14 protein-coding genes are annotated in these 18335 nt (G+C 68.9%); 2 read left to right on the top strand and 12 right to left on the bottom strand.

The annotated features are described in order from the left end of the window. Positions 1 to 63: 63 nt before the first annotated feature. From menD to C566_RS0114820, 4 genes are all read right to left on the bottom strand, one after another. Positions 64 to 1797, bottom strand: a complete 1734-nt coding sequence (gene menD / locus C566_RS0114835; RefSeq protein WP_018775140.1) for a 2-succinyl-5-enolpyruvyl-6-hydroxy-3-cyclohexene-1-carboxylic-acid synthase — start codon at positions 1795 to 1797, stop codon at positions 64 to 66. Continuing rightward, positions 1794 to 3605 (bottom strand): arginine--tRNA ligase, encoded by a 1812-nt coding sequence (gene argS / locus C566_RS0114830; protein WP_026266723.1) that lies wholly within the window; start codon positions 3603 to 3605, stop codon positions 1794 to 1796. The genes menD and argS overlap by 4 nt, the downstream gene beginning before the upstream one ends. 146 nt (positions 3606 to 3751) lie before the next feature. Next, positions 3752 to 5848, bottom strand: coding sequence for a PhoX family protein (locus C566_RS0114825; protein WP_018775138.1), 2097 nt, complete (start codon positions 5846 to 5848; stop codon positions 3752 to 3754). A gap of 157 nt (positions 5849 to 6005) precedes the next feature. Beyond that, positions 6006 to 7043, bottom strand: coding sequence for an o-succinylbenzoate synthase (locus C566_RS0114820; RefSeq protein ID WP_231386381.1), 1038 nt, complete (start codon positions 7041 to 7043; stop codon positions 6006 to 6008). A 346-nt stretch (positions 7044 to 7389) separates the two neighbouring features. Between C566_RS0114820 and C566_RS0114815 the strand changes: the two genes are divergently transcribed. Further along, entirely contained in the window at positions 7390 to 8457 is a 1068-nt protein-coding gene (locus tag C566_RS0114815) for a phosphatase PAP2 family protein (RefSeq protein ID WP_018775136.1), read from the top strand. Positions 8458 to 8522: 65 nt separating this feature from the next. Here the strand turns inward: C566_RS0114815 and C566_RS0114810 are convergent, their stop codons facing one another. The 5 genes from C566_RS0114810 to C566_RS0114790 all read right to left on the bottom strand — a co-directional run bounded on the left by C566_RS0114810 (position 8523) and on the right by C566_RS0114790 (position 13492). Then, the gene (locus C566_RS0114810) at positions 8523 to 9029 is read right to left on the bottom strand and encodes a hypothetical protein (protein ID WP_018775135.1); all 507 of its coding nucleotides are present in this window, start codon (positions 9027 to 9029) and stop codon (positions 8523 to 8525) included. Between the two features lie 216 nt (positions 9030 to 9245). Next, entirely contained in the window at positions 9246 to 10460 is a 1215-nt protein-coding gene (locus tag C566_RS0114805) for an MFS transporter (protein WP_018775134.1), read from the bottom strand. A gap of 38 nt (positions 10461 to 10498) precedes the next feature. Further along, positions 10499 to 11236, bottom strand: a complete 738-nt coding sequence (locus C566_RS0114800) for a GAF and ANTAR domain-containing protein (RefSeq protein ID WP_018775133.1) — start codon at positions 11234 to 11236, stop codon at positions 10499 to 10501. A 36-nt stretch (positions 11237 to 11272) separates the two neighbouring features. Beyond that, a complete protein-coding gene (locus tag C566_RS0114795) occupies positions 11273 to 12559 on the bottom strand; it encodes a MinD/ParA family ATP-binding protein (RefSeq protein WP_018775132.1) in 1287 nt (428 codons plus the stop codon). Positions 12560 to 12676: 117 nt separating this feature from the next. Then, positions 12677 to 13492: an MBL fold metallo-hydrolase gene (locus C566_RS0114790; protein ID WP_018775131.1), complete on the bottom strand. Its 816-nt coding sequence runs from the start codon at positions 13490 to 13492 to the stop codon at positions 12677 to 12679. 232 nt (positions 13493 to 13724) lie between these two features. Here C566_RS0114790 and C566_RS0114785 point away from each other — a divergent pair, with 232 nt between their 5' ends. Then, positions 13725 to 14351 carry a TMEM175 family protein gene (locus C566_RS0114785; RefSeq protein ID WP_018775130.1) on the top strand — a complete coding sequence of 209 codons (627 nt, stop codon included), beginning with the start codon at positions 13725 to 13727 and terminating at the stop codon, positions 14349 to 14351. A gap of 49 nt (positions 14352 to 14400) precedes the next feature. Here the strand turns inward: C566_RS0114785 and C566_RS0114780 are convergent, their stop codons facing one another. From C566_RS0114780 to pdhA, 3 genes are read right to left on the bottom strand one after another with little or no spacing between them, the layout of a single operon-like run. Further along, positions 14401 to 15969 carry a dihydrolipoamide acetyltransferase family protein gene (locus tag C566_RS0114780; RefSeq protein ID WP_018775129.1) on the bottom strand — a complete coding sequence of 523 codons (1569 nt, stop codon included), beginning with the start codon at positions 15967 to 15969 and terminating at the stop codon, positions 14401 to 14403. A gap of 2 nt (positions 15970 to 15971) precedes the next feature. Beyond that, on the bottom strand, positions 15972 to 17084 hold the full coding sequence (locus tag C566_RS0114775; protein ID WP_018775128.1) for an alpha-ketoacid dehydrogenase subunit beta: 1113 nt from the start codon (positions 17082 to 17084) through the stop codon (positions 15972 to 15974). Next, on the bottom strand, positions 17081 to 18319 hold the full coding sequence (gene pdhA / locus C566_RS0114770; protein WP_018775127.1) for a pyruvate dehydrogenase (acetyl-transferring) E1 component subunit alpha: 1239 nt from the start codon (positions 18317 to 18319) through the stop codon (positions 17081 to 17083). Before pdhA ends, C566_RS0114775 begins: the two co-directional genes overlap by 4 nt. Positions 18320 to 18335: the final 16 nt, after the last annotated feature.

The following is an 18335-nucleotide window of genomic DNA, read 5'->3' as shown; positions in this document are numbered from 1 at the left end:
AATAAGGGCAGCCGCTACGTGGATCCACGTGGCGGCTGTCCTTTTTCGGTGCGGAAACGTGCGCTACGTCTGCGGGAGGCCCTCCACGGCCGTGGCCACCGCGGCCCGGATGGCGCGGTGCAGTTCCCCGAGCCGGTGCCGGTCCGTGCGCACCTCGATGATGCTGCGGCCCTCCAGCGGGCCGGACAGCGCCTCGGCGAGTTCCGCCGTCGTGCCGACCTGGCGGTGCGGGACACCGTATGCCGCGGCCAGGGCGGCGAGGTCCACGCGCTGCGGGGTGGCGAAGAGACGTTCGACGGCGTCGCCGTAGCGCCCCGCCGCGGCGACTGTGCCGTGTTCCAGGAGCCCGAAGATGGCACCGCCGGCGTCATTGAGCACCACGATCCGCAGCTGCGGTTCGGCCTCGCCGGCCCCGAGCAGCAGTCCCCCGGCGTCGTGCAGGAACGTCACGTCCCCCATGAACACGGTGGTTTCCTGGCCCCCGCCAAGGGCGACCCCGGTGGCGGTGGAGGTGGTGCCGTCGATCCCGGCCAGCCCCCGGTTGGCGAACATGGTGGCCTGGGGTTCCGCGGGCGGCGCCCCGGCGAGGTCGACGTCGCGGATCCCGTTCGAGGAGCCCAGGACCAGCTGCCCGCGGGCGTGTTTCCAGACCTCGGCGCCCACCGACGGGCCGGTCGCGGCCGGGGCTGCGGCCAGGATCAGGTCCACGGCGTGCTGCGCGGCGGCTCCTGCCAGCAGCCAGGCATCGAGCCAGGCGGCAGTTCCGCGGCCGGCGAAGTCCGCCAGGTCCGCCAGGGTTTCCAGCGGCAGTTCGGTGCGGCGGCCGGGTTCGTACCAGGCCACCGGAACGGGCTGGTACAGGGCCGACGGGACATCGGCCCGCTCCAGCAGCGCGCTCACCGGCCGGGAGAGCGTCGGCCGGCCGAAGAGGACCACGCGTTCGATCGGCTGTGCCGCGTCCGCGCCGAAGTGCTCGATCAGCAGCCGGTAAGGGCCCACCGCGTTGGGGCCGAAGCGGGCGTTGGAAGACGGTTCGGCCAGCAGCGGCAGGCCGTGCGCGCGGGCGAAAGCCTCGGCGACCGGGCCGGCGTCGTGCCCGGCCAGCACCACGGTGCGCCGCTCCGGCAGCGCCGTCGATGCGGCCGGAAAGTCCAGGGCCAGGGGGTTCCGGGCGGCCCGGTAGATGCCGCGTCCGGCCGCCGCGGGCAGCCCGTCGCCCACGGCCGGGACCAGCGGGTCGCGGAAGGCAAGGTTGAGCTGCACCGGCCCGGGCGGGGCGTCCTCGAAGGCTCCGGTGGCGGCGCTGAGGGCCGTTTCGACGGCGCGCTGCGGATCGCTGCCCGCGGGCACGTCGACGGCGAAGCGGACGTGGTCGCCAAAGAGGTCCAGCTGCAAGGTGGTCTGGTTGGCGCCGGTTCCCCGCAGTTCCTCGGGCCGGTCGGCGGAGATCACCACGAGCGGCACCGCGGCGTGGTTGGCCTCCATGACGGCCGGGAGGAGGTTGCCGACGGCGGTCCCGGACGTGGTCAGGACTGCGGCGGGGGCACCGGCGGACAGGGCGAGGCCCAGGGCTGTGAAACCGGCGGACCGCTCGTCGATCCGGACCAGCAGCTCCACCCGTCCGGCGGCTTCGGCCTCGGCCAGGGCGTAGGCCATGGGCGCCGAGCGCGATCCCGGCGACACCACCACCTGGCGCACACCGGCGGCGAGCAGCGTGTCGACGGCGACGCGCGCGGCCTCCACCGCGGTCAGGCGGCCGGGGGCGGGCGAGGCGGCAGCGGAATCCGCCGGACTCACATGTTCTCCGGCGTTTCGATGCCCAGCAGCTCCAGGCCGCCGGAGAGGCGGCGCAGCGCCAGCGCACACAGGGCCAGCCGCGAGTCACGGACCGATTCCTCGGCCTTGAGCACCGGGCACTGGTCGTAGAACGTGGTGAAAAGCTGCGCGAGCTCAAAGAGGTAGCCGCAGAGCCGGTGCGGCTCCAGCGCGTCCCGCACCTTGTTCAGCGTCGCGTCGAACTCCAGCAGGTGCAGGGCCAGCGCGCGTTCTGCGGGTTCGACGACGGCGATCGCCGTGGCGGGTCCGCCGGATGCTTCGGCTGCCGGAGTGCCGGCCGCCGGCGTGCCGCCGGCGCCGGTGATCTGTTCCAGTACCCCGGCTTTGCGCAGGATGGAGCGGATCCGGGCCGCAGCGTACTGCACATAGGGTCCGGTGTTGCCGCTGAGGGCGAGCATGCGGTCGAAGTCGAAGACGTACTCGGTGTCGTGGCCGGTGGAGAGGTCGGCGTACTTGACGGCGCCGATGCCCACCTGGCGGGCGGTCACCGCGCGCTCCGCCTCGCTGAGCTCGGGCCGGCTCGCGTCAATGACGGCGCGGGCCCGGTCCACGGCCTCTTCGAGCAGGGCCATGAGCTTCACCGGGGCACCGGAGCGGGATTTGAGGATTTTCCCGTCCTCGCCGAGCACGTTGCCGATCTGCACATGCACGGCCTCGACCGTCTCCGGAAGCCAGCCGGCGTCCCGGGCCGTGGCCATGACCATGCGCAGGTGGACGTTCTGCGGGGCGCCCACGACGTAGAGGATCCGGTTGGCCTCCAGGTCGCGGACCCGGTAGCGGATGGTGGCGAGGTCCGTGGTGCCGTAGCCGTAGCCGCCGTCGGACTTGCGGATAATCAGCGGCAGCGGCTGCCCGTCGCGGCCGGTAAAGCCTGCCGGGAAGGTGCACAGGGCGCCGTCGCTGATCCGGGCGAGGCCGCGTTCCTCGAGTTCCTGGCACAGCTGTGCCAGATGCGCGTCGTAGGAGCTTTCGCCGGCGATGTGGTCATCGGTAAGGCTGATGCCGAGGGTGGAGTAGATGGCGTTGAAGTAGCGCTTGGACTGCGCGACCAGCCGCTGCCAGACGGCGAAGGTCTCCTGGTCGCCGCCCTGCAGGGCCACGACGCGGAGCCGGGCCCGGGTGGCGAAGCCGTCCTCGTCGGTGGCGGAGGCATCAAACTTGGCCCGGGCGGCCTGGTAGAAGGCGCTGGGGTCCTCCACCAGCAGCGCCGCCTCCGGGGAGTCCTCGCCGATCTCCAGCCAGTGTTCGATCAGCATCCCGAACGGGGTGCCCCAGTCACCGATGTGGTTCTGCCGGATCACGGTGTCGCCGAGGGCTTCGAGCACCTTGACGAGGCTGTCCCCCACCACGGTGGTGCGCAGGTGGCCGACGTGCATTTCCTTGGCGACGTTCGGGGAGGAATAGTCGACGACGACGCGCTGCGGTGTCGCGGCGGGCGTGACGGCCGTGGCCGGGGACGCGGCCTGGACCGACTCTGCATTGAGCAGTTCCTCGATCCAGGTACCGTCAAAGCTCAGGTTGATGAAGCCGGGCCCGGAGATTTCCACACTGGTGCAAATGCCGTCGAGGTTCAGGGCTTCCACGATCTTGGCGGCGGCGTCCCGCGGCGGCAGGCCGGCCTTCTTGGCCAGGGCCATGGCGGCGTTGATCTGGATGTCCGCGAACTGGGAGGGCCTGACCACCGGGTCCGTCTGCCGGAACTCTTCGCCAAACGCGGTGGCAATTGCAGCCTGGACTCTGGGGACAACCAATTCGGCCGGATTATTCACAGTCCCAAATTATCAGTAGGATCCCTCCCCCGATGCTCGCCCGTCCTCCGAAGCAACGCCCTCAGATGCAACGCGGGGTCATTTCCGGCCCATGCCGGGCGCCGACACGGGCGGGAAATGACCACGCGTTGCTTTGACCGGAGGGACTAGGCGTCGGTGCGGAACACCTGGACCACGGACGGACGCGGAGCGCGCACCTGGCCGGGCTTCGGCGTCGCCCCGGCCGCGACGTAGTCCGGGAAGTACGAGTGCTGGTCGGCGAACGTGCCTTCCTCGCCCGGGTGCTGAACGGAGACGAAGACGGTGCGCTCATCGTCGTGGATGACCGGGCCGCAGGTTTCGGCGTCGCGCGGGACGGCGAGGAACTGCTCCACCTTCCCGCGTTCGGCACCGTCCAGGGTCACCTTGAAGAGCCCGTCGGCGTAGCCGATGCTGGAGGGCGCTCCGTCGGTGGAGATCCAGAGGTTACCCACGGAATCGAAGGCCACGTTGTCCGGGCAGGAGATCGGTGAGACCTGGCTCGCGGGGAACCCGGCGAAATAGGTGGCGGAGTTCTTGGCCGGATCGCCGCAGACCATCAGCAGGTTCCAGCCAAACGTTGTGGAGCTCTGGTCTCCGGTCTCGGTGATTTCGACGATGTGGCCGTCCCGGTTGAGGGTGCGGGGGTTGACCTCGGTGGCCCCTTCCTTGCCGGGTTTGCCGCGGTCCGCGTTGTTGGTGCAGACCACATAGACCTTGCCGGTGTGCAGGCTGGGCTGGACGTCCTCGCAGCGGTCCATTTTGGTGGGGCCCACCTTGTCGGCGGCGAGGCGGGTGTACACGAGCACTTCTTCCACGGACATCCCGGGCACCTTGGACTGTCCGCCCACCACGAGGGGCAGCCAAACACCGGCGCCGTCGAAGGCGCCGTCGGCCGGAAGCTTGCCCGCGCCGTCGAACCCGTCGGCCGGGGAATTGCCGGTGAACTTCGCGACGTACAGGTCGCCTTCCGAGAGCAGCGTGAGGTTGTTCTTGCGGTCCTCCGCCGTCTTTCCGGGCCGGTACGTGCCGGCCGAGACGAACTTGTACAGGTAGTCGAAGCGCTCGTCGTCGCCCATGTAGGCCACCACGTGGCCGGACTTGGCGACGATCACGTTGGCGCCCTCATGCTTGAAGCGGCCCATTGCGGAGTGCTTGCGGGGCGTGGAGGTGGGGTCGAAGGGGTCCACTTCCACGATCCAGCCGAAGCGGTTGGCCTCGTTCTGGTATCCGGGGTTGCGGGTGTCGAAGCGCGGGTCATCCAGTTCCCACTGGCGGGCGGTGGGCTTGCTGGTCAGGCCGTAGCGCTTGTCGGCGTCAGAGGTCCCGGGAGCGACGAAGTAGCCGTTGAAGTTTTCCTCGCCGGACAGGATGGTGCCCCACGGGGTGGTGCCGCCGGAGCAGTTGCCCAGGGTGCCCTGGATGGCCCGGCCGGAGGGATCGGCGGCGGTCTTCAGGAGGGCGGATCCGGCGGCCGGACCGTCGAGCTCGTAGGTGGTGTCGGTCAGGAAGCGGCGGTTCAGACCGGCGCCCCGGACGTAGCTCCAGGGCTTGTTCTTGTTCGTGCGTTCCAGCTCCACCACCGTCAGGCCGTGGGCTGCACGGCCGATCGCGCGGGCCTCGGCGGCATCGAATCCGACCGGCAGCATGATGTTCTCGTTGGTGTATTCGTGGTTGGTGAAGAGCACGGCCCGGCGGTCCTTGGATCCTTCAATCGGCAGGATGTCGGTGTAGTCGTTGTTGTAGCCGAACTGGCGGGCCTGCGCCGCGGCGCTCTGGTGCCCGATGTCGAAGGCCGGCGAGTCCTTGAACAGCGGGTCGCCCCAGCGGATGACCGGCTGCCAGGTGAACCCGGCGGGGACGGTCAGCTTGTCCACGCTGGCGTCGACGGGTGCGATGGCGGTGAACTGCAGCTTGGATTTCCCAAACCCGTCCTTGGCCGCGGCGGCGAGGCCCGGGCCGCCGTCGGCGACGGCGGTTCCGGCGGATGTCACCGCGTTGCCGAAGGCGACGGCGAGCGCGCCGGCGGCGCCGAAGCCCAGCGCGGCGCGGCGGGACATCGTGGCGGAGGCGATGTCACGGAAGTAGCTGTTGGTGCTGGTGTTGCAGACCTCGCCTGAGCAGGCGTTGTCGCACTTCAGCGCGCAGGTGACGGGGCTTCGCTTGCCTTTGGTGTGGCCAAGCATGGGGAGCAGGGAAAACGTGCGTCCGGAGGAGACAGACATGGAGAGACCTTCCATGGGGTGAGTTGCGGTCGCGCCCACCCTTCCAGCCGCTGGCTACCGAGAGGCGTCTCCCAGATGAAGTCCCGGTGAATGCTCACCGTACCGCCGAACCCATCGGTTGCTCCGTAAGCGCCGTTTTCGAGGTCCTAAAGGGCCGTTACGGAGCAGTCGATGCGGCCAGCACCGCGTACACCCGCCGCAGCCGGTCCAGCCACCAGTCCCGGCGTTCCGGCGAGGCGGCGTGTTCGGCCAGCAGCTCGGGCGCCGGGCGGACGTCACGCAGGGCGATCGCGCCGTCGTCGGGAACTAGCGGATCGTGAGTGACATCGGCGGCGAGCAGGGACACCGTGCCCAGCCCGCAGGCGTACGGCAGCTCGGGCAGGGCGGCGGCCAGGGCCAGCCCGGCCCGGATCCCCACCGATGTGTCCAGCGCCGAACTCACGACGGCGGGCAGCCCGGCCTGCGCCACGATCCGCAGGGCGCGCCGCACTCCCCCGAGCGGGGCCACCTTGACCACGATCAGGTCCGCGGCGCCGGCCCGCGCCACTTTGAGGGGGTCGTCCTCCTTGCGCACGCTCTCATCCGCGGCGATCAGCACGGGGACGCCCGCGGCCCGGAGCTGCCGCCTGACCTCGGCGAGGCCCGCGATCTCCGGCACGGGCTGTTCGGCATATTCGAGCCCGACGGCGGCGAGCCGCGTCAGTGCCGAGACGGCCTCCGGCACGTCCCAGCCGCCGTTCGCGTCCACCCGGATCGCTGCGTCCGGCAGCGCCGCCCGGACGGCCGCCACCCGGGCGGCGTCGTCGTCAAGGCTCTGGCCGCGCTCCGCGACCTTGACTTTGACCGCGTCCACCCGCCCGAAGCGGGCCAGGACCTCCGGCACCTTGTGCGCCGGCACGGCAGGGACCGTAGCGTTGACCGGGATGCTATCCCGCAACGGCGCCGGGAACCCGGCCCAGCCGGCCTCGATCGCGGCTGTAAGCCAACGGGAGGCCTCGGCGTCGCCATATTCGGGAAAGGGACAGAATTCGCCCCAGCCCAGCGGCCCGCGGAGCAGCAGGGCCTCCCGCTGCAGGATGCCCCGGAATTTCACGCGCATCGGCAGGCTTACAACATGGGCGCCGGCCAGGAGTTCGTCGAGGCCGGGCAGGGGCGCGGCGGGACGTGCCGGGGGGTCCATGGGGAGGGCAGGCATGGAGCCACTGTACTGGGAATGCACTGCGAGGAATGCACTGCGAAGCTATGCCTGGACACCGGCCTGGGACGCGCAGCGCGGGGATGGAGTTCCGGGAGCCGGGCGTGGGTCCTTGATTGGGCCGGCGTCGACTGGGGGTGAGTCCCTGGTCCAGGAAACTCGTCTCCGCCGGCCCCGCTCAAGGAGCGTCGTGCCGGGGACAAGCCGCGCCGGCACACACGACTCTACAAATCCCGGTCCGACGGCGCACGAGTAGTGGGTACTCGTTTTTTGGCAGGTACGACCGTTCCAGCCACGCGCCGGGCCCTTCAGCTGGCGCGCAGGGTTCTGTGGGACTCTTAATGGCATGACTTTTCGGCAGGAACGCACTTCCTGGGACCCGTCTGCCCGAGTCCAGAAAACCCAGGTCCAGGAGATACCGGTCCACGAAACACAGGCCGCGGAAACACAAGTCCTCCCGGCCCGTCCGCCCGAAACTCCGGGGCGCAGCGCTCGGACCCGCGCCACACCGGATCCGCAGGCTCAGCGGTCCCCCGGCAAGGCCACCGCCGCCTTGTTCGTGCTGGCCACGGTTGCCTGCATCGCTGCGCTGGCCGCCACCTACGTCTTCTTTGTCCGTACCACCACGGGCCAGTTCATTGACGAATCGGCCCTCGTGGAAGCCGTGGCGCTCAGCGGTACCGCGGGCAAGGCCGCCACCAAGCTGTTGGACTGGCTGCCGGCGCTCTCTGTGGTGATCGCATCGGTTGTGGTCGTGTTCGTCACCATCCTGCGGCGCCGCTGGTCTGCGGCGGTGATTGCGATTGCGGCGTGTATGGGCGCCAATCTGGCCACCCAGATCCTGAAGGACTGGCTTCCGGTCCGGCCGTACCGCGGCGTCGAGACGCTGGAGCTGAATTCGTTGCCTTCGGGCCACACCACCATGGCGGCCTCGGCCGCCGCTGCCGTGTTCCTCATGGTCTCGCCGCGCTGGCGGCCGCTGGCCGGCTATCTGGGCGGCAGCTTCGCCGTCGCCACGGGCGTGTCCACGCTGATCAACCAGTGGCACCGGCCCGCCGATGTGGTGGCGGCCTTCCTGGTGGTCGGGGCCTTCATGGTCCCGGCCGGCTGGCTGATCATTCGCAGGGGCCCGGGCTGGAATGTCTGGAACGGCTACAACGAGCACTGGGCCTCAGCCAGGGTGTGGGTGGCGCTTCCCGTCCTCACCGGTCTTGCCGCGGCCGGGGTGGCGGCCGTCGCGTTGCTGAGCATCGGCCCGGGTGGACAGGAGGTCAGCACCATCAGCTACTTCTGGGCCGGCACGGCGCTGATCGTCATTGCCGGTTACCTCGCCACGGTGGCCGGTGTGTGGTTGTTCGGCCTGGCCGCCCGGCAGCCGGACCCACGACGGCCGGACAGGCCCCCGCGCCAGTAACGCTAGCGCGGCGCACGTAGGCCCGGGCAGCACAGCGTGCCCGGGCCTACGTGATCCTGCGATGGCTACCTGAGACGTGCGCAGATGTCCACGGCTTTGCCCCCGCTGGAGTCCACGGAGAGCACGTTCACAGTGCTCGGCGAGTCAATGGTGAGCTTCAACTGTCCGGTGTACTGGAAGGCCCCGGCCCCGGGCGCATCTGTCGGAAAGAATATAAACCCAAAATGGCCTGCGGCGCTGAACGTCCAGGTTTTTCCGTCCGGGTTTTGGGTGAATCTCGCCACGGTTCCGGCCGTGTTGACCCTGTACGTCTTCCCGTTGCTCATGTTGGTATAGGTGAGGATGACTCCCTTGCCAACCTGAAAGAAGTTGCCGTTCTTGAAGTCAATCCGCGTAATCTTTCCGCCGGTACCGGAGACGCCAAGATCAAAGCCGCACGCCAGATCGGCCGAAACAACAAAATCCGGCGGGTTGGGCGGACGGGTGACAGTTGCACCCGCGGGCGAAGCAGCAAGTAGCAGGGCTGCTGTTGCAGCCAGGGGCGCGAACCAGCGGGACGGTTTTCGGAACATGAGCATCTCCTCATTTTTTTGCGTCGAAACGCATCACCCATCCGGGCGGAGACCATGCGCTGCAAATAATCACGGGCGGACCCTGACAACGGCACTCGTGCCGCCCCACGTAGGGCCGGCATGGAATGCACCGGCGCACTGGCCCGACCCTACTAAGCCCGCTTAGCATGCACCCGAGTAGTCGCTACCTGCTTGTCGTTCTGGGCCCGGCAGCGCTCAGTAGTTCCGGCGGTGCCTGAGCCGCGGAATGGTCACAGCGAACACGGCCGCGGCGGCCAAGCCGATCACACCGGTCGCGGCCACGCCGGCCCCCAGGGACGCGACGGCGGTGACGGCGGAAAGCAGCACGGGCCCGCCGGTCGCGCCGGCGTCGGCCATGAAGCGCCAGATGCCCAGGAACTGGCCGCGGCCGTTGTCCGGCGAAAAATCGGCCCCGAGCGTCATGTTCAGGCCCGAGCTGATCCCGTTGCCGAAGCCGATCAGGAGCGCCGCAAGCATGAGCGAGACGAAGCCCGTGCTGAGCGGAATCAGCACCATGGCCGTCCCCATGATCAGCGTGGACGGCACGGCCACCCATTGCCGGCCCTTGCGGTCCATCAGCTTTCCGGCCGGATAGAACACCAGCATGTCGATCGCCCCGGAGATCCCGTAAATCAGGGAGGTCTGGGTGGGGTCCAGGCCCAGGTGATCGGCCCACAGCGGGATGACCACCTGGCGCGAGGCGCGCAGCCCGCTCAGCAGCAGGACCCCGATCCCCACGCTCAGGAAGACGCCGGCGTGGGACACCGCGATCCCGCGCAAGGTGGGCTGTTGCGCCGGAACGCCGCCGGCCGGCACCGGCTTCGCCTCGAGGTCGGGGATGGTGACGGACACGGCTGCCGCGGCGGCCATCGCGACGACGCCGGCCCAGTAGGCCCCGCTGATGCCGGCAAACTGCATCACGGCGGCGCCAACGAACGGGCCGATGAAGATCCCGATCCGGTTGACGCCGCCGAGGGTGGACAAGGCCCGGGCCCGGAGCATGACCGGCACGGCCTCGGTCAGGTATTTCTGCCGGGCCAGGCTGAATACGCTGGCGGCCATGCCGACCACCACCATCGCCGCCGCCAGCACCCAGAGGCCGCCGGAAAACAGCGGAGCGATTGCCGCCGCGGCGAGGGCGAACGCGCTGGCGGCCGCGGCCCCCACGATCGCCCAGCGTTCCCCGAATTTCAGGGTGATCAGCGACGCCGGAAGGTTGAAGAACCACGATCCGAGGCCGATCAGCGTAACAATCAGCGCGGCACCGGGCACGGAGGCGCCAAGATCGCGGGCGGACAGGGCGACCACGGGGAGGATCGCGCCCTCGCCCAGGCTGAACATGAGTGCCGGCCCGAACGCGGGAACGGCGATGCTGCGGAGGCTGAAGGGCGCGAGGCGTGTGGTGGTCATCCCCTTCATCCTAGGCATCCACCGCGGCCGTCCCTGCCCTACGCGTCGAAGTGGGTGCGGACTTCCTCGCTGGTGAGGTGCCGGAGCACGTCCGCGGCGACTTCCCGGAGCTTTTGGTTCCGGTTGCTGGAGACCTTGGTGAGGATGGCCATGGCCTGGTCCTGGGAGCAGCGGTTCTGGGCCATGATCACACCGCAGGCGAGATCGATGGAAGTGCGGTGTTCCATGGCCGACTGGAGATCTTCGGCCCGGGACTGGAAGGTTCCGAGCCGCACGGCCAGCCGGAGGGCGCGGCCGGCGAGGTCGGCGAATCCGGCCGCCTCCGCAATGATGTCGTCCGTGAACAGCCCGGTGTCCGCCCCGAAGAAGTTCAGGGCCGCGGCGGCGTCGTCGCCGATTTCCAGCGGAACGCCCAGCGTGCTGCGGCACCCGTTGGCGGCAAGTTGCCGCTGGTAGTCGGGCCAGCGGGGATCGGCGTCGACATCCGCCAGCAGGACCACGGACCTGGTCCGCAGCGCCTCGATGCAGGGGCCGTCACCGAGGGTCTGTTCGATGCGGTCCAGGGTGACTGCCCGCGGGCTGCTTCCCGCGACCGTCATGGTCCGCTTACGGCGCTGCAAGGTCACGCCGCACTCAATCTCGGCGCCGGTCGTACGGCTCAGTGTGGCGGCCGAGAACTCCGCAAGGCGGCCCAGGAAGTCCTCGACGTTGTCGGTTCCCAGAAGCAGGTCCTGGAGGTGGCGGGCGGCGTCGACCCCGAGTGAGTTGTTGGCCATGCTCAAATGTACCGCGGAGGTCGGCACGGGTCGCGCTTAGACGTATCCGTCGACGATTGCCGCGGCGATCTCCCGGTACGCGCGCCGCGTTTCGGGGCGCAGCACATCAAGGGTGACGAGGTCGCCGTCGGCCACCCCGCGGTCGTGCGGAACCGCGATCAGCTGGCGGCAGATGCCGGACAGGTGTTCCTCGATGGCGTCCTTGTCCACCCGGGTGGACACCTCGTCCTTGTCGGTGATGACCACGACGGCGTTGCGGGCCAGGTCTTCGTAGCCGTGGCTGGCCAGCCAGTGAAGCGTGCTGCGGGCCCGCTTGGCTCCGCTGACGGCATAGCCGGCCGCGATGATCAGGTTGTCCGCCGACTGCAGGATGCCGCTCATGGCATTGTGCGTCACGCCCGTGCCGCAGTCGATCAGCGCCACTGAGTAGTAGGCGGAGATGAGCTTGCGAATCCGCAGGTATTCCTCGGCCGTCAGCGAATCCGATACCTCGGGGTCCTGTTCGCCGGCAATGAGGTGCAGCCTGCCGGCGTGGTGCATGTAGCGGGCCAGGGCCGTGAGGGAATCGACTGACTCGATGTTCTTGAGCAGGTCCGTGATGGTGCGCGGGCTCTGCTGCTGGTAGATCCCTTCGCCGAGGGCGCGCTCGACGAGGTCGCCGGAATCGGGGTTGGCGTCGATGGCGCACGGAGGATCGCCCCGGAACTCGGCCAGGGTCAGTCCGACGCCGACCGTAGTGGAGGTCTTCCCGATGCCGCCTTTGAGGCTCAGGACGGCCGTGTTGTAGCTGCCCTGGAGCTGGCGGGAGATGCGCCGGGCCAGCTCGTCTTCCTCACGCTGCCTGGCACTCGGGCCCAGGTTCAGCCCGCCGCCGGTCAGGTTGTAGAGGGCGCCGCGGAACCCGCCGACGGGCCGGGGCTTCTGCTCGCGGACAAAGAGACCCGGGGAGCTGATGAAGTCGGGCAGCGGGGCGTCGGCCAGGGCCGCGGCCCTGCTGGCCGAACGCGTGGAACGGGTGGGCTGGGCGGGCACGGCAGGAGCGGCCTCGGGGGCAGGCGGCTTCAGCACGGGATCCTTGGACGGTTTGGCAGGCTGCGGGCGGGCTGGCGCATCGGCGGCAGCGGCGGCCTCCGCCCAGGAACTGCTGGGGGCTGAAGGGCGCTGTTCGGCCTGGTTGCTCGAAATGATGGGCATGGTTCCTGTCCAGGCGTCAGAGTCGTCGCCGCGGCGGCGGTCTCTCCGGCGCGGAAGTTGGGCCTGCTCTTCAGCTGCTTCAGCTTCAGCGAGGGCGTTGGCGGTCTTGTTTTCGACCGGTTCTGGCATGTTCGTTCCCCCCAGGGATCACAGCGCAGACCGCTGCAGTGCTCGATTGACATCGTTCAAGGAACAAGTCTAGGGGCAGTAATGAGCACGCTTACCATCACCGCCATTTATCTGGACTTAGCGGTGGGCCCGCGTGTCCTGCAGGCGCTTGATGAACCAGCGCGACTGTTCGGGGCCGTAGGGCAGGATCGGGATGGCCTTGGTTGCATCGTCCGGGGTTTCCCGGGTGGCCTGGATCGCCTGCCGGACCGCGGTGCTCATGGTGTTGGCCATGGTCTTGACGAACTGGTCCGAGCACGGTTCGCCGTGGCCGGGAATCAGGAATTCGTAGCGGTGCCGCAGCGCGGAGAGGTGCCGGAGGGCGTCGGCCCAGTCTTCCGGGAATGAGTCCTCGAAGGATGGGTGGGAACCCTGTTCAACGAGGTCGCCGGCGAAGAGGGTGCTTGCCGTGCCGACCAAGAGGTCGCCGTCGGTGTGGCCGCGGCCCAGATAGAACAGGGTGGCGGTCTGTCCGCCAAGATCCACGAGGACCGGCTGGTCCTTCACGATGGCGTTCGGAACCACCAGCTCAGCGTCGGAGCCCTGACCGGCCGCCATTTCGGGTTCCGCGGAGGCCACAAGGCGGCGCTGCTCGTCGCCGTTCTCCTCGATTTCCGCGGCGCAGTTCTCGTGCGCCCAGAATTCCGTGACGCCGTCACTGGCGAAGACGGCGTTGCCGAAGAAGTGGTCGTAGTGGGCGTGTGTGTTGACGACGACGAGCGGCAGCCCGGTCTTTTCCCGCACGGCGGCCAGGATCTCGCGGCCCTGCCGGGGGCCGCCGCCGGTGTCGATCACCATGGCGCGCTCGGTGCCGACCACCAGACCCGTGTTGAGCAGGGAACCTTGGGTTGTCAGTACGTAGTTGTCCGGACCGACTTCGAGCCATCGTGACATTGAATCTCCGTATTTCCGACGCTTTTCCGGCTTTGTTGGTCCGGCGTTGTTGGTGCTGTGCAGGCCTCGATTCTACCCGCGCTGGCTGGCATTTCCCGTCAGGGCATGCCCGTCCCGTCCCTGCGGCGGGTATGCCCGGACCCCTCGTCGTGGCCTGCGCGGCGGTGTAGCCTGTGGGCTACTTCCCTTGATTGAGCCAGGTGCTCCACCGAACGAATGGGGGTGGCTCCCGTTGAAATCCGGCACGTCCCTGGAGCGGATGGTGTTCTTCAGCGATGCCGTCTTCGCGATCGCCCTGACGCTCCTGGCCCTGGACCTGAAACTGCCCGAGGGCATTCCCGCGGAGCAGGTGGACGACGCCTTGGTTGCTGCCCTGCCGCAGCTGCTGGCGTACGCCTTGTCCTTTGTCATCATCGCCAAGACGTGGATGTCCCACCACTCCGACTTTGCCCTCATCCGCCGTTTCAATGCGAACCTGGCCTGGCTGAACCTGGCCCTCTTGTTCTTCATCGCCATGCTGCCCGGTCCGACGGCGGTCCTCAGTGACTACGGGGACGATCCCACCCCGTGGCCGAGCGTCCTTTACGCCGCCAACATTGCCGCGGTCTATCTGATGCTGGCGGCCATCTGGGGCTATGCGAAGCACGCGGGGCTCATGGACCGCGAGATGGCCGCGCACGTCCACCGCCGCATCTTTTATGCGCGGATTGCCGTGGCGCTGGTCTTCCTGCTCTCCATCCCGGCGGCGTTCGTCCTCAACGCCTACACGCCATTCGTGTGGCTGCTGCTCCTGCCGGCGTCGTGGCTGGCGCGGTGGCTTTCGGCCCGGCCAGAGAGGACGGGGACCGCACCAGACTGACTGTGCGGTCCCCGTCCCCTCACCCGGGGTGCGGATCCCGGGTTACGCCTTACATGTCCGCGAGCGCCGACCCCGGGTTCTCGATCGCGTCCGCGACGTAGCGCAGGAAGCCGCCGGCCGCGCCGCCGTCGCACACCCGGTGGTCGAACGTGAGCGTCAGCTCGGTGACCTTGCGGACCGCGAGCTCGCCGTTGACCACCCAGGGCTTGTCGATGATCCGCCCGACGCCGAGGATCCCCACCTCGGGGTGGTTGATGATCGCGGCGGAACCGTCAACCCCGAACACGCCGTAGTTGTTCAACGTGAACGTGCCGCTGCCCAGTTCCGCCGGGGTCGCTTTACCCTCGCGCACGACGGCGGTGAGGCGGCGGATCTCGGCGTCCAGTTCGCGGGCGCTGAGCTTGTCCGCGTTCCGCACCGACGGCACCATCAGTCCGCGGTCGGTCTGCGCCGCGAACCCGAGGTTGACGCCGTCGAAGGCCACAATCTCCTGCATCGCGCCGCCCGCGGCATCCTCGGTGGTCACGATCCGGGTGTTCAGCTCCGGGAATTTCTTGAGCCCGGCAGTAACAAACCGCGCGATGAAGGCCAGCAGCCCGGGGGTGCTGTGCGGGTCCGCCTTCTTCAGCGCGGCACGCATCTCCACCAGCGCAGTGGCGTCCACGTCTACCCACACGGTGGCTTCCGGGATCTCGGAGCGGCTGCGCGTCATGTTCGCCGCGACCGCCTTGCGCACGCCCCGGACCGCTGTGCGTCCGGAAATGCCCAGCCCGGTACGCGCGTCGGTGTCTCCGGATGCCGCGGCAGGCGCAGCAGGCTCTGCAGGCTCTGCAGCAGCCGGGCGCTCAACCACCGGCGACGGCTTGATGACGGCCTCGACATCGCGCCGCATGATGAGCCCGCTGGCCCCCGACCCTTGGAGTTCCCCCAAATCAACCCCATGATCGCGCGCCATCCGGCGAACCAGCGGAGAAATAACGGCCCCCAGTTTCCCGGGAACCCGGGTGCGCATCAGCACCAGGTCATCGGCAGCCTTCTCGGCAGCAGAGACCCCGCTGACAGCCTCAGCCATCGCGGCCCGCTTAGGAGCCCGAGTCCGCCGGGCAACCCCATGCCCGCCCGGAGTCCCATACCCGATCAGGACATTGCCGGACCCGGCCTTCTCCTCCTCGCGGTAAGCCTCAGCCGCAACAGAAGCCGGCGAGGACGCAGAGGTCTCGGACGGCGCGGATGATGCCGCCCCGGGAGTGGCATCGGGCCTGTCGGAGCCGGACGGCATGCTGCTTGCAGCAATGCCGTCCGGCGAAGGGGCGGGGGCGGCATCGCCTGTGGCGGCGCCACCAGCCCCACCGGGAACGGAAGAAGCAGCAGCACCAACAGGCATCACAGAGATCAGCGGCTTACCGACGTCGAGCGTCTGGCCGGGCTCGCCGTGCAGCACGGCCACGGTGCCGGCGTACGGCGAGGGCACCTCCACCATGGACTTGGCCGTCTCGACCTCGGCGATCGGCTGGTCCACGCGGATCTCGTCGCCCACGGACACGAGCCAGTTCACGAGTTCGGCTTCGGTGAGGCCTTCGCCCAGATCCGGCAGGAGGAATACTTTCGGTTCGCTCATGGTCAGTCTTCCCACTGGAGGTCGTCAACGGCGTCGAGGATGCGGTCCACGCCGGGCAGGTAGTAGTGCTCGAGCTTCGGCGCCGGGTACGGCACGTCGAAACCGGTAACTCGGCGGATCGGCGCGGCCAGGTGGTGGAAGCAGCGTTCCTGGACCCGGGCGACGATTTCCGAGGCCACGGACGCGAAGCCGTGGGCCTCGGCGATGACCACGGCGCGGCCGGTCTTGCGGACCGAGGCGCAGACGGTCTCGTCGTCGAACGGCACGATCGAGCGGACGTCGATCACTTCCAGCGAGCGGCCTTCCTCGGCGGCGGCGGCCGCGGCGGCGAGCGCCGTCGGGACGGACGGGCCGTAGGCGATCAGGGTGGCGTCGGTGCCGGGGCGGGCGACGGCGGCGCGGCCCTCGGAGGACGTGCCGCGCTCGGTGTTCGCGGCGTGCTCGGCGCGCAGCGCATCCAGGTCCACCTGGTCTTTGGACCAGTACAGCTTCTTGGGCTCCATGAACATGACGGGGTCGTCGGAGTCGATGGCTTCGCGGAGCATCCGGTAGCCGTCGGCCACGGTGGCCGGCGTGAAGACCTTCAGGCCGGCGGTGTGCGCGTAGTAGGCCTCGGACGAGTCGCAGTGGTGCTCCACTCCCCCGATGCCGCCGGCGTACGGAACCCGGATGACCATGGGCAGCTTCACGGCGCCCTTGGTGCGGTTGTGCATCTTGGCGACGTGGCTCACGATCTGTTCGAAGGCCGGGTACGCGAACGCGTCGAACTGCATCTCGATGACCGGGCGCATGCCGTTCATCGCCATGCCGACCGCCATGCCGACGATGCCGGATTCGGCCAGCGGGGTGTCGAAGCAGCGGCTCGTGCCGAAGGTCTTCGTGAGCCCGTCCGTGATGCGGAAGACGCCGCCGAGCATGCCGACGTCCTCGCCGAAGACCAGGACCGAGGGATCCGCGTGCATGGCGTCCGCCATCGCGGTGTTCAGGGCCTTGGCCAGGGTGATGGTCTGCGGGCCGGCCTGCTCGGCCGCAACTGCAGCCTTGGCGGCGGCGCGCGCGGTCGCGGCGCTGACGTTGCCGTTCGCTTCGGAGGATGTGGTGATGGTGGGGCTCATTTCCCGGCCCCCTTCGAAGCAGATGCGGTTGCGGTGGACGCGGCGTCGCGGGCCAGTTCGTCGGCGAGCATGGCGGACTGTTCCTTCAGCTGTGGTGTGGGGGTGGAGAAGACGTACTTGAAGAGATCCTGCGGTTCCACCGGGACCTCTTCGCTGAGGCCCTCGCGCAGCTGAGTGGCCACAGCTTCTGCCTTTTCGGCGATCCTGGCCGCGCGGTCGTCGTCCAGCAGGCCGCGGTCCGTCAGGTAGGTCTGCATCCGGCTCAGCGGGTCCTTCGCCACCCATTCGGCGACTTCGCTGTCCTGCCGGTAGCGGGTGGCGTCATCGGCGTTGGTGTGCGCCTGCATTCGGTAGGTGTGTGCCTCCACCAGCAGCGGGCCGGAACCTTCCCGGGCGAGCTTGACGGCCCGGCCGAGGACGGCGAGCAGGGCCACGATGTCGTTGCCGTCCACGCGTTCGCCGGCCATGCCGTAGCCCACGGCCTTGTGGGCGAGCGAGGGCGCAACGGACTGGTGCGCCAGCGGCACTGAGATCGCGTACTGGTTGTTCTGGACGAAGAAGACCACGGGCAGGTGGAAGACGGCGGCGAAGTTCAGGGCCTCGTGGAAATCGCCTTCGCTCGTGGCGCCGTCGCCGCACATGGCCAGGACCACGGTGTCCTCGCCGCGCAGTTTGGCGGCGTGGGCAACGCCGACGCCGTGCAGCAGCTGGGTGGTCAGCGGGGTGCACTGGATGCCGACCTTGTTCTTGGCGGGGTCGTAGCCGCCGTGCCAGTCGCCTCGGAAGAGCGTCATCGTCTGGACCGGATCCACGCCGCGGGCCATGACGGCCACAGAGTCGCGGTAGGTGGGGAACAGCCAGTCACCCTCGGCAAGGCACAGTGCGGCGGCAACCTGGCACGCCTCCTGGCCGTGGCTCGAGGGGTAGACGGCCATGCGGCCCTGCCGGACCAGCGCGGAGTTCTGGTCATTGACGCGGCGGCCGACGACGAGCTGCTCGTAGGCGGCCATCAGTTCGGCTTCGCTGGGCAGGCTGTACTCGTGCCCCGGCTGGGTGCCCTGCTCCGTGTGGGGATTCAGGGTTCCGTCCGGGCCCACCATCTGGATCTGGTGGCGGGCGGGCAGCATGTAGTCCTCAACGGTGATGCCGAACTTGCTCACGGCCTCACCGGCTGGATCTTGTTGCGCGGCCTGCTGCGCAGCTGGCTGCGCAGCGTGGTCTGCGGAGATCGTCATTGGTCCGTCCTTCTGT

It is taken from the genome of Arthrobacter sp. 131MFCol6.1, from assembly GCF_000374925.1.
Classification (GTDB): Bacteria; Actinomycetota; Actinomycetes; order Actinomycetales; family Micrococcaceae; genus Arthrobacter.
This window is presented reverse-complemented; position numbering and strand designations above follow the sequence as displayed.